Origin of the sequence: Caulobacter sp. 602-1, assembly GCF_003931565.1 — a bacterium.
Taxonomy (GTDB): domain Bacteria; phylum Pseudomonadota; class Alphaproteobacteria; order Caulobacterales; family Caulobacteraceae; genus Caulobacter.
On record NZ_RRYI01000148.1, the window covers coordinates 1 to 287 of the forward strand.

A 287-nucleotide genomic window follows, 5' to 3' on the forward strand; every position below is an offset into this window, starting at 1 on the left:
CTGGGGCGGCATGGGCTTCCATACGCCGGTCACGATCAACTTCGGCGCTGAATACCGCAAGGAAGGCTACGAGATCAAACCGGGCGACGTCCCATCCTACGTGGCGGGCACTTGGGCCGTGCCTGATCCATTCAAGTTCTGTAACGCCACGACCCATACGGCCACGGCCGCGGGCGCGGCTCTGCCGACCACGGCCGGCCTGAACTCCGCCAACTACCTGTCAGACGCGTCGGACGGCTTCGCCGGCATCGATCCGGTGTACAACGCCCTGGCGGTTGGCTCGAACG

The 287-nt window shown here is 65.5% G+C and carries 1 pseudogene; it reads left to right on the forward strand.

Features of this window, described 5'->3' with window-relative positions:
- Positions 1-287: pseudogene (locus tag EIK80_RS25650) on the forward strand (TonB-dependent receptor); the annotation flags it as partial.